The following is a 10,903-nucleotide window of genomic DNA, read 5'->3' as shown; positions in this document are numbered from 1 at the left end:
ATTTTCATTGAGTATTAGATTTTTGAGTAAAAAGCATAGAAAAACAGCCCCTAAGGACTGTTTAATCTTATACTGTAGCTGCTTGATCCAAGCTTTCACCGATAGCGGCTAGGCGCTCAATCACTTCAGCTTGTGTCAATTCATTTTTTGAAACATAGCGGTTACGTGGGTGAACACGGCACTCGTGTGAGCATCCACGAAGGTACTTGTCTTCATTTTCTTCTGATGTCAAGATACGACGGTTACAGAAGGGATTTCCACAGTTGACATAACGTTCACATGGCGTTCCATCAAACCAGTCTTTCCCTACGATAGTTGGGTTGACATGGTTGACATCAACGGCAATACGCTCGTCAAAGACGTACATTTTCCCATCCCAAAGCTCACCTTGAACTTCTGGGTCTTTACCGTAAGTTGCGATTCCTCCGTGCAATTGGCCAACATCTTTGTAACCTTCACGAACCATCCAGCCTGAGAATTTCTCACAGCGAACCCCACCTGTACAGTAAACCACGACACGCTTGTCCATGAATTTTTCTTTGTTGTCACGGACCCATTGTGGTAACTCACGGAAGTTGCGAATATCTGGGCGAATAGCCCCACGGAAATGTCCTAGGTCGTACTCATAATCGTTACGTGTGTCAAGGACAACGGTATCTTTATCAAGAAGCGCTTCTTTGAACTCTTTTGGAGACAAGTAAGCACCTGTTGTTTCAAGTGGGTTGATGTCATTGTCAAAGTCGTTGTCTTCCAAACCAAGGTGGACAATTTCTTTCTTGTAGCGAACAAACATCTTCTTGAAGGCTTGTTCATTTTCTTCGTCAATCTTGAACCAGAGATCTTCCATTCCTGGAAGGCTGTGAACGTAGTCCATGTATTTTTGAGTTGTTTCATAGTCACCTGAAACTGTTCCGTTAATTCCCTCGTCAGCGACTAGGATACGGCCTTTAAGGCCGATTGATTTACAGAAAGCCAAGTGGTCTGCAGCAAATTGCTCTACATTTTCAATTGGAGTATAAAGGTAGTAAAGTAAGACACGAATATCTTTTGCCATAAGATTTGTTCTCTTTTCTATTCTTAAATTTTCTAAATTTTTTATTTATCCATACTAGTATACCTGCTTGAGAAAACGAATGCAATTTATTTGACTGGAAATTGTAGAGGATTCTCGAAATTTCCTGAATGGTTAAAATAAGGACAAGAGAAAACATGGATATCTATATCCTTGTGCCAAAAAAACCACTGCCCTCCCCAGACCAACCTGAGGAAAGCAGTGATTCTTATTTTAGGAGTTAGGAATGAATACACGAAATCAATTTAGCTGATTATTTTTTGTTTTTCAAGAATTCATCGTATTGTTTTTGCATTTCGTTCAATACTTTTTCGTAGGAACCTTCAGATTTCAATTTTTCCATCAATTCTGGAATCGCTTTATCTGGGTCAAATATAATAAAATGAAATAAGAATCGAGCAATTTAATTTTGGAATCCAAATCAATTTATAACAATATTTTAGAAGAGATGCTGTACTATTCTAAATTCAATATAATAATTTAACCATATTTTATGAGATATGTAAATCTAATAACTTATTTTATAAAGACATTATCACATTCGAATTACAAATCACAAATACTTTATTTTGCGATTGACATTATAAAAAAAAAGTAGTACAATGTAAATGAAATCGGTTTCACTGAAATACAAAGGAGGTATTGTGATGACAAATTTGAAAAAATGCATCGCATTAGGACTGGGAGTCGCTTGCTTACTCCCCTTAGCTAGTCAGACTGTTTCTGCTAAGATGGTGTATTTCAATCTTCATGTTACACGCGAAGACTATTCCGTTAGTAGCCGAAAAACTGAAAAAACAGACGGCTCCCCTGCTGTTGCTAATATCACAGGTGGTCTTGGTTGGGGAAAAAAGGTCAGAATTCGCGCTTGGACTGCTGCTGAGGATGAACCTGCAACTGAGATGAAAATAGCTGATTCAAATGGTCGCTATAATCTTCACTATAATGACGGTTATGGGACAATTGGACGCTATTATTATCTCAACGCCTCTAAATATGGTTGGCTCAATTCGAATATAACAGGACGTTTTGACCCTTAATTCGTCTCAAAACAAAAAGTAACAAACATTGGGTTATTCGCTAGTTTATCATGTGAGCGCTCACTAGCCTAACGCCCCCTTCTAAGAGTAGAGGCATCATCTAAAAAGTATCATGTCTCTGCTCCTTTTTTAAAGGAGCTTTTTACTATGAAAAAATACCTATTATTTCTACTTATTCTTCCCTTTATCTTTTTAACAGCTTGTCAATATAGCCAAAAGCAAACAACTGAGATAAATAAGGAAAATCTTCCCATAAAAGAAGGTTATAAAGAGATAACAGAGCAAATCTATCTATCAGACCAGATAGATACCTCCTATAAAGAAGAATTGCCTTTTTGGGACTCAAAAAAAGGAGACAAAGAAACATTGGTAACAGCTATCCAAAATTTTATGGGAAGCGATAGTGAAATTAGTGAAATTAGTGCCGATAAGAATCCTTTAACCAGACTCCAAAAAGGAAAGACCAGAGCAGATATTACCGTCAATAAAACTGGATCATGGATTCATTTAACATCTGATCAAATATCAGATCTATCAAGTGTTTTCCACAACCTACGATTAGACGCTATTGAAAATAATCTAAATCTAACCGACTTTAAAGAAGAACTTCCATTTTCAAAAGAAGATGGTGTTAACAAAGTTAAGCAATTTCTAAATACCCTCCAATTAGGATTTGACGATTATGATTATCTCATCTACGCTATCTCAAAAGAAACACTCCTTGAGTATCTCCCAACCTACGAAAGAAATGCCAAAGAATTAAAAGGAACAAAGATAGACAAAAACAATCTGACTGATATGTGCTATGTTACTGTTTTTCCAAAACTTTCTAGTAAAAGAGTTATTGATGGCGAAACTCAGCTAGGTTCATCCGGAGAGATTAGTTTTATTCATGGTCCTGACCTAAACTTTATCATCACCCAAGCAGGGATTCAAGGAATTGATTTATCTGGTGTTATCTTACCGACTCAAAAAATAGATAAAATGGCGACTCTTTCTGTCCAAAAAGGATTAGACGTCTTAAAAGAAAAATACGAAAATTTGATTCTGGACAGTCCAATTTATATTGAGTCATTTACAATTGAGTATATACCTATTCCCACTCAAGAAAAAGAACTCTATGGAGGAAATCTCTATCGTCCCTTCCTAATCTTTACAATCAAAGAAAAAGATCGTATAGATAAAATAGTTATCGATCCCACAAACTGGAAAGAGGTAAGTTAGATGAAAATACTCCCCCTCTTTAAATATACGCTAAAAGATTGGAGGATTTGGATTGGATTACTCTTTTCCTTAGTAGTTGCATTGATGATGTCCTATACAGATTTAACAATAAAACTAGACGGAGGAAATTCATTTGCAGTCCTTGATTATTTCATGCTCTCCTTCTCTAGAAATCTAGCAATGTCATTATATATCTTAACGGCAGCTTCAACTGTAGTAACAGACTTTTCACAAGACTACCATCAAAATAGACTTCCTTTTTTACTTAGTCGTATGTCTCTGCGACAATACGCTTCTTCCTTCGTCAAACGGTTAATTTTCCGTTCTTATTTTGTAGGACTGACCTTAGGATTCTGTTTTTTAGTTCTCCTCTCCTTTTATTTTCCCCTTACTAATTCATACTATTCATCTACCTTTAGCAATCAGTGGTTGTTAAATCAAGGATTTATATTCCTTTTCTACTTCCTTCTCATTAGTCTAATTGGACTCTATTTTGCATTCTTTACTCTATTAGGTGGAGTTCTTTCCGTTTTTTACCCTAATGTGTTAATGGTCTATCTTCTTCCAAGTACAGCCTGGTTTGTCCTCACAACATTTGGTTTAGAGAGAGTTCTCCCTTTTTTTACCTTGCCACATATCGTCTTAACGACAAATGATTATTTACGAGAAGGGCTAGCATATTTTCAAGTAGGTGACGAAAACTTTCGAAATATTTTTTCGTTGCTTTATCCTTATATTTTCTTAACTCTATGGGCACTTTTGTCAATAGAGATCATTCGACTAGCTCTTAAAAAACATTGGCATTTTTATGATAAGGAGTAATCTTATGGAGATTATACGTGTAGTAACTATTCTCTTAAAACAACAATTCACCTTTAAACGATTGTTGCCTATCTTAATTTTCTTTCACCTCTATACTTTGATTTTAATGCTACCTTTTTCTAATTTAGCTAATCACTTCAAAGAAACTTATCCTGTCAGCATTGTAACTGTTCTCTTCACGAGTCAATGGTTCACTGCAATTTCTATTTTATCTGTCATACTACTATTTAGCAATCTTCCTTTAAAAGATACTTTCCAGTTTTGGTTAATCTTAAAAATCGGACAGAAAAAGTGGATGCTCTCCCAGTTTATTTATCTGCTTATCGCGAGCTTAATCGCTTCGATTTACCAAATCATCAGCATTTTAATCACTTTTCTCCCTACACTACACCTTTCAAATCATTGGGGACGTCTCCTACCCTCCCTAGCTCAAGGACGCATTTCATTTCCGGAAGGTGTTGATAGCATGACGCATCTACGCTCAATTATACTGCAATATTATTCTCCCTATGGCGCTTTTTTTCAAATATTCTTATTGCTATTCCTTATGTTCATTTTGATTGGAGGAGTGATTTTCGTTTTCAATAGTCATTATTCTAATTTAGGAAATACCTTAGCCTGTGGATTAGTTATTGTAGAATTATTTATTACAGAAGCTTCACGTTTCTGGATTAAATTTTTATCTCCTTTAACTTGGCTAGACTTCCATTATATTAAATACGAAGCCCATTCTGGCTTACTATCCCTACCAGAAATAATTACTCGTATCCTACTTTTATACCTTTTGCTCACCATAATCCTAGTTGTTATGAAAAAAATAAGGAGACAATAGATATGACAGACTTACATTTAAAATCTATTCGTAAAAACTATAAACACAATGTAATTTTTGAAGACCTTTCCTTTGAATTTTCCAGTGGAAATATATACGGAATTGTTGGATATAACGGTTCAGGAAAAACAGTTTTACTCAAGTGTTTAGCGGGATTAGAAGGTATAACTGAAGGAAAAATCGAATTAGATGGAAACATACTTGGAATAGATTTTCCCTTCTTACCAAGTGTAGGTGTTATTATTGAGACTCCAGGATTTCTGGAAGGTTATTCTGGTTTTGATAACTTACATCAACTAGCTCTAATCAAAAATAAAATAGGAGAGAAAGAAATCATTCAGAGTATGATAGATGTAGGACTCAATCCTAGTTCTTCTAAAAAAGTAAAACACTACTCTTTAGGAATGAAACAAAAATTAGCTCTAGCACAGGCTTTTATGGAAAATCCAGATATATTACTCTTAGATGAACCAATGAACGGACTTGATAAGCAATCTGTTCAAAAAATTCGAGAAAAATTACTCCACCTAAAAGAAAAGGGGAAACTTATTATTCTAGCTTCTCATATAGAGCAAGATATCGAATGTCTCTGTGATGAAGTTCTATACTTGGGATAAGAATGATTTATTATAGAGACAACACTCCTCATAAAATAGCAATTTTATACAAAAAGACCAACTATACCTGAATTATATTAGTTGGTTTATTTTTCATTCAAAAAAAACCACTGCCTCCCCCAGATAAACATGAGGAAAGCAGTGATTCTTATTTTAGGAGTTAGGAATGAATACACGAAATCAATTTAGCTGATTATTTTTTGTTTTTCAAGAATTCATCGTATTGTTTTTGCATTTCGTTCAATACTTTTTCGTAGGCACCTTCAGATTTCAATTTTTCCATCAATTCTGGAATCGCTTTATCTGGGTCTACAGTACCAGTGTTGATAGCTGTATCAAATTGTTGCATTGTGTTAGCGATAGCTGAGATTTCAGATTTCACATTGTCAGTATTGAAGATAAATCCAAGCGCTGGAGATTCTTTAGCTTCTGCCAATTCTTTCTTAGAATTTTCGATTTGTTGGTCTGTAACGTTTTCGTTGATATAAAGGATCCAGTTGTTACCAGTGTTCCATCCACCCATGTGAGTGTTTCCATTATAAGCATCAAGAACGCGAACACGGTTTTCTTTACCTTCAATTTTTTCCCAGTTCTTGCCTTCTGGACCGTAAACAAGACCGTTCAAAAGTTCTGGGTTCGTATTCAAGAGGTTCAAGATTTCCATTGATTTTTCTTTGTTCTTAGAGTTGTTTGAGATGACAAAGTTAGCAACTTGGGTTGTTTGGTTTTTCTTGATGAAGTTAGTGATTGGTTTGATTTGGATATCTTTGTTGGCAACACGTGAAAGCAAGCTGTTACCGTAGTCAGCTGGTCCTACTGTTTCTTCACGAACGAACCAAGTATCTTGTTGAATGTCAAATGAAGTATCGCTTGTTGCGACATCTTTTGGAATGTAGCCAGCTTCATAGAATTTGTGAAGAGTCTTCAAGTGTTCTTTGAAACGAGGCACTTCGTAACGGTTTACAACTTTAGTAGTATCGCCTTCAAGGTCAATAACGAATGGAAGCCCGTTTGCTACTGGGTAGTCAAAGTTATCAGATGGGATGAAAATTTTACCAATAGCAAATGGCACTACATCTGGAGCTTTTTCTTTGATTTGTTTCAAGACTGGCTCAAGAGTTTCGTAAGAAGTAACGCCTGAAATATCGATACCATATTTAGCAAGAAGAGTTCCGTTGAAGGCAAAGTTTTGAGATGATGCAACGTTGGCTGCAACTGGTACAGCGTAAATCTTACCATTTACAGTATTACCCTTGATGTAAGCTGGGTCAAGTGCCTTGTAAAGGTCTTTACCTTCTTTTTTGTACAATTCTGTCAAGTCAGCATAAGCACCTTTTTGAGCATTTACAATGTAGTTATCTGCAAAGGCAATATCATAGTTTTCACCAGATGATGTGATAACTGACATTTTCTTACCATAGTCACCCCAGCCAAGGTATTGGATATCCAATTTGGCACCAACTTTTTCTTCGATGATTTTGTTGGCATTTGCTAACAATTCATCCAAGTTATCTGGTTTGTCACCGATTTGGTACATTTTGATAACAGGTTTGTCACCTGAATCAGCAGCTTTTTTGCTGTTACCTGTCAAGTTGCCACAAGCAGCAAGACCTGCAGCCAGAGCGACTACACTAGCAGATGCAAAAGCATATTTTTTCCAGTTTTTCATGATAAAAACTCCTTTTTTTATTTTTAAACTTATAAACAATGTAATGATGTTAACTTCACGCAAGGGAAGTTTGGAAATGAGAAATGTTCTTTCTCAATAAGCACTATTCTTTCACACCACCGATAGTCAAACCTTTTACAAAGTAGCGTTGGAAGAATGGATACAAAATCGCGATTGGAAGGGTTGCAACCACAACCATGGCCATACGTCCCGTTTCTTTCGGTAGAGCAACTCCCAGTTGACCAGTCAAGCCGACCGCTTTGGCGATGTAGTCCATATTTTGCTGGATTTGCATAAGCAAATATTGCAATGGATACAAGTTGTCACTCTTGATGTAAAGAAGGGCGTTGAACCAGTCATTCCAGAAACCAAGTGCTGTCAAAAGCGTGATGGTTGCGATACCTGGTAGTGACAATGGCAAACAGATTTGGAAGAAAATCCGAGCCTCACTAGCACCATCGATACGAGCCGATTCGAGAATGGCTTCTGGAATGGTCTTCTTGAAGAAGGAACGCATCAAGATGATGTTAAAGGGTGAGAGAAGCATTGGCACAATCAAGGCCCAAACAGTATCCCCAAGCTGAAGCACACGAGTCACCATGATATAACCTGGTACCAAACCAGCATTGAACAACATACTGAGCAGAACGAAGATGGTAAAGAATCTGCGATACTTAAAGGTTGTCCGTGAAATAGCGTAGGCATAGGTTGTTGTGATAAAGACATTTGTAAATGTCCCAACTACGGTTACAAAGACAGAAATGAAGAGGGCTTGTAAGATTTTATCCTTAAACTGTGCCAAGAATTCAAAACCGTCTAATCCAAATTGGGATGGGAAGAAGCTGTAGCCGTATTGGAGGAGGCTTTTCTCGTCCGTCACTGAAATAATGATAACGAATACGAAGGGTAGGATACAAGAGAGGGCAATCAAACCCGAAATGATACTGAAGAAGATATCTGCTTTCTTACTGAAGGAGTGAATGCCGACATTATCAATTTTTTCTTTTTTAATTTTCTTTTCTGCCATATTCTCCTCCTTTCTAGAACAAGGCTGAGTTTGGATCAACTCGTCTTGCCAGTAAGTTTGATAGAACCACCAGCATCAAACCGACTACTGATTGGTAGAGACCTGCCGCTGAAGCCATCCCGATATCCGCTGTCTGAGTCAAGCCATTATATACATATACGTCCAAGACGTTGGTTACGTTATAAAGCTGACCAGCATTGTGAGGGATTTGATAGAAAAGACCGAAGTCTGCACGGAAGATATTTCCGACTGCAAGGATGGTCAATACAGTTACCAGCGGTGTCAACTGCGGAATGGTTACATTGCGAATCCGTTGCCATTTGCTGGCCCCGTCCACTGTCGCTGCTTCGTAGTAGGTTGGATCAATTCCCATAATCGTCGCATAGTACATGACACTGCTATATCCAAAACCTTTCCAAATACCTAGGAAAAGTAGGAGATAGGGCCAAATTCCCAAATCAGCGTAGAAGTTGACTTCTTTGAGACCAAGACTTTCCAATAGATGATTGAAGACCCCTTTATCAATATTTAGGAAGGCATCTGTAAAGAAACTGATGATAACCCAAGACAAGAAGTAAGGGAACAACATAGAAGTTTGGAAAATCTTCACCATTCTCTTAGAACGGAGCTCGCTGAGGATAATGGCAATCCCTACAGATACAACTAAACCTAGAAAGATAAAGCCAAGATTGTAGAGAACCGTATTTCGTGTGATAATAAAGGCGTCTCTTGAACTAAATAAGAATCTGAAATTATCGAGTCCGACCCATTTACTATTTATGATACTATCTATGAAACCATTACTGGTCATGTGGTAGTCTTTGAAGGCAACCACGTTCCCAAATACTGGAATGTAAAAGAATAGAATCAACCAGAGCGCCCCTGGCAAAACCATCAAGAGAAAGATCCAGTTGTCTCTCAAGGTTTTTGAAAACTTATTCATAATTTCCTCCCTTTTTATTTTGATATCCATCTAAAAATTCTTTTTTAGACTTTTGATAACGATTACATTATTAGTATACTCCTATTTGCAGATTAGGTTAAACTCCTAATTATAGAAAAAACTCCACAAATTATGTAGCAGATTTAAAACTTTATCACCACTATCAAACAAATGTCCTAAATCAATTGTTTATTTTATCTCTATTAGCCCAGTGATGGCGTCACTCTGCTATAAGCGTCCAATAACAGGGTATATTGAAAAATCTCCAGACTAGAGAACTCACGGATAGTTCCTAATCTGGAGACTTCTTATTTGCACTTTTCTTGTACAACTTTAGTCCATGGTAAATAAGCCTCTAAAACCTCTTTGTTTACGAGAGTTTCCTCGTTTGGGAGTGGCTTCAAAAAACTTCCTTCTCACATGCGCCCAACATCCAACAAGTTCAGCTTCTTCCAGTTGATGATAAGCTTCTAGCGGTTCGCAGTTTACCAAGCTTAGCGTCGCCTTGCTCCTAAACCTTGGACTGCTATCGCATAGGCAGAACTAGAGGACTAAAGTTCTAAGTTACTGCCGCAACATGTCACAATGCACATAGCCAGAATAGTCTCCTAGGAAGTCTTGTACTACTGAACCACTTCGACGCTGATCATGGTGGTAAAGCCTAATCCCTTGTTTCTCTGATTTTCCTGACAAAAAAGTCCAATAGTAGGTCAGATGGCTATCACTTTCTAAGACCCGATAAGAGGTTTCATCCGCATGAAGAAGAGCTTGTTCTAACAATTTTTCTCGTAAAAGGTTATAAAGGGACTCTAAATAGTATTGACTCATCTTGATATGCCAATTAGAGATTTCCTTACGTGTGATTGGTAAACCCATCTTAGCCCAATCTTCTTCTTGGAGATAATTACGAATTTTAAGCAGAATATCATTTCTCTTTTTAGAATCAAAAGGACGAGATTGTGGAATCTCTACAGGAACAATAGGTTGTGGCATTCAAATATCCTCCAATAGTTTTACTTTACGAATAGTATACAGGAGGATCTCCATGAATGATAGATACCTTGTTATGACGCGCTTACCATCCATCAACAGAGAGAAGGACGACAAAAAAAGAAAGGACAAAATTTGTCCTTTCTGAATCTTAGCTAACTTCCATCTACTACAGTTGGCAAAGAGGCTTCTTCACTATCCGCTATAGGGTGAGTATATCCAGCTAATGTGTAGGTTACCCTAGTTCTTTTTAATTGATAAAGATTTTTGCATGTGAAGGCTATTGAGAATCAAATAGAATCATCTACTTAAGCTTCTTCATCATCTTTTTTCTTTTTAGAAAAGAGTAAACCGACTGCTCCAAAGATTGATAGAAGTCCTAGAGCAGCTGTAGTGCTATCTGATCGACTACCAGTATTAGGTAATGCAGCACTTGCTTTTGTAGCATCGGCTTCCGTATTTGAAGCAGCACTTAAGGCAGCTGTATTCGTTTCGCTTCCTGTTAAGGCAGCTTTAGCCTGATCAATCGCAGCTTTAGCTTGATCAACTTCAGCTTGCGTTGGGTTCGCTTTGGCTAAAACGTCTTTACCAGCTTGAACAGCGGCGTCATAAGCTCGCTTCTTATCAGGGTCTTGCTCATTGTAGTAAGCAGCACTTGCTTTTGTAG

General features: G+C 37.2%; 11 protein-coding genes and 1 pseudogene. 5 read left to right on the top strand and 7 right to left on the bottom strand.

The genetic code is table 11. The features are described 5' to 3' along the window. Positions 1-67 precede the first annotated feature (67 nt). Both HT736_RS00330 and HT736_RS00325 read right to left on the bottom strand, forming a co-directional pair. Entirely contained in the window at positions 68-1,054 is a 987-nt protein-coding gene (locus HT736_RS00330) for a rhodanese-related sulfurtransferase (protein ID WP_172930635.1), read from the bottom strand. 271 nt (positions 1,055-1,325) lie between these two features. After that, positions 1,326-1,448 carry a DUF3502 domain-containing protein gene (locus HT736_RS00325; RefSeq protein ID WP_337456848.1) on the bottom strand — a complete coding sequence of 41 codons (123 nt, stop codon included), beginning with the start codon at positions 1,446-1,448 and terminating at the stop codon, positions 1,326-1,328. Positions 1,449-1,719: 271 nt separating this feature from the next. Between HT736_RS00325 and HT736_RS00320 the strand changes: the two genes are divergently transcribed. The 5 genes from HT736_RS00320 (at position 1,720) to HT736_RS00300 (ending at position 5,607) form a co-directional block, all read left to right on the top strand. Next, positions 1,720-2,112 (top strand): hypothetical protein, encoded by a 393-nt coding sequence (locus tag HT736_RS00320; protein WP_100127969.1) that lies wholly within the window; start codon positions 1,720-1,722, stop codon positions 2,110-2,112. Positions 2,113-2,259: 147 nt separating this feature from the next. Continuing rightward, entirely contained in the window at positions 2,260-3,336 is a 1,077-nt protein-coding gene (locus tag HT736_RS00315; protein WP_172930634.1) for a hypothetical protein, read from the top strand. Beyond that, positions 3,337-4,158, top strand: coding sequence for a beta-carotene 15,15'-monooxygenase (locus tag HT736_RS00310; protein ID WP_172930633.1), 822 nt, complete (start codon positions 3,337-3,339; stop codon positions 4,156-4,158). Positions 4,159-4,162: 4 nt separating this feature from the next. Then, on the top strand, positions 4,163-4,990 hold the full coding sequence (locus tag HT736_RS00305) for a hypothetical protein (protein ID WP_172930632.1): 828 nt from the start codon (positions 4,163-4,165) through the stop codon (positions 4,988-4,990). A gap of 2 nt (positions 4,991-4,992) precedes the next feature. Beyond that, positions 4,993-5,607, top strand: coding sequence for an ATP-binding cassette domain-containing protein (locus HT736_RS00300; protein WP_000130638.1), 615 nt, complete (start codon positions 4,993-4,995; stop codon positions 5,605-5,607). Between the two features lie 193 nt (positions 5,608-5,800). Here the strand turns inward: HT736_RS00300 and HT736_RS00295 are convergent, their stop codons facing one another. The 5 genes and pseudogenes from HT736_RS00295 to HT736_RS00270 form a co-directional block, all read right to left on the bottom strand. Then, positions 5,801-7,276 (bottom strand): ABC transporter substrate-binding protein, encoded by a 1,476-nt coding sequence (locus HT736_RS00295; RefSeq protein WP_083022243.1) that lies wholly within the window; start codon positions 7,274-7,276, stop codon positions 5,801-5,803. Positions 7,277-7,379: 103 nt separating this feature from the next. Further along, on the bottom strand, positions 7,380-8,303 hold the full coding sequence (locus HT736_RS00290) for a carbohydrate ABC transporter permease (RefSeq protein ID WP_000818348.1): 924 nt from the start codon (positions 8,301-8,303) through the stop codon (positions 7,380-7,382). Positions 8,304-8,316: 13 nt separating this feature from the next. Then, positions 8,317-9,246 (bottom strand): sugar ABC transporter permease, encoded by a 930-nt coding sequence (locus HT736_RS00285; protein ID WP_031222946.1) that lies wholly within the window; start codon positions 9,244-9,246, stop codon positions 8,317-8,319. Between the two features lie 333 nt (positions 9,247-9,579). Next, positions 9,580-10,239, bottom strand: a pseudogene (locus HT736_RS00275) (transposase). Between the two features lie 305 nt (positions 10,240-10,544). Then, positions 10,545-10,903: LPXTG cell wall anchor domain-containing protein (locus tag HT736_RS00270; protein WP_172930631.1), on the bottom strand; the 359-nt coding region annotated here is incomplete at its 5' end.

Source organism: Streptococcus sp. 339 (assembly GCF_013277285.1).
In the GTDB taxonomy this organism is placed as follows: Bacteria; Bacillota; Bacilli; order Lactobacillales; family Streptococcaceae; genus Streptococcus; species Streptococcus pseudopneumoniae.
Note: the sequence above shows the minus strand (reverse complement) of the source record. Positions and strands in the feature narration are given on the sequence as shown.

Bases quoted from the DNA above. Each gene is read 5' to 3' on its own strand.
- HT736_RS00330 (WP_172930635.1), bottom strand. From the start codon at position 1,054: ATGGCAAAAGATATTCGTGTCTTACTTTACTACCTTTATACTCCAATT.
- HT736_RS00320 (WP_100127969.1), top strand. From the start codon at position 1,720: ATGACAAATTTGAAAAAATGCATCGCATTAGGACTGGGAGTCGCTTGC.
- HT736_RS00315 (WP_172930634.1), top strand. From the start codon at position 2,260: ATGAAAAAATACCTATTATTTCTACTTATTCTTCCCTTTATCTTTTTA.
- HT736_RS00310 (WP_172930633.1), top strand. From the start codon at position 3,337: ATGAAAATACTCCCCCTCTTTAAATATACGCTAAAAGATTGGAGGATT.
- HT736_RS00305 (WP_172930632.1), top strand. From the start codon at position 4,163: ATGGAGATTATACGTGTAGTAACTATTCTCTTAAAACAACAATTCACC.
- HT736_RS00300 (WP_000130638.1), top strand. From the start codon at position 4,993: ATGACAGACTTACATTTAAAATCTATTCGTAAAAACTATAAACACAAT.
- HT736_RS00295 (WP_083022243.1), bottom strand. From the start codon at position 7,276: ATGAAAAACTGGAAAAAATATGCTTTTGCATCTGCTAGTGTAGTCGCT.
- HT736_RS00290 (WP_000818348.1), bottom strand. From the start codon at position 8,303: ATGGCAGAAAAGAAAATTAAAAAAGAAAAAATTGATAATGTCGGCATT.
- HT736_RS00285 (WP_031222946.1), bottom strand. From the start codon at position 9,246: ATGAATAAGTTTTCAAAAACCTTGAGAGACAACTGGATCTTTCTCTTG.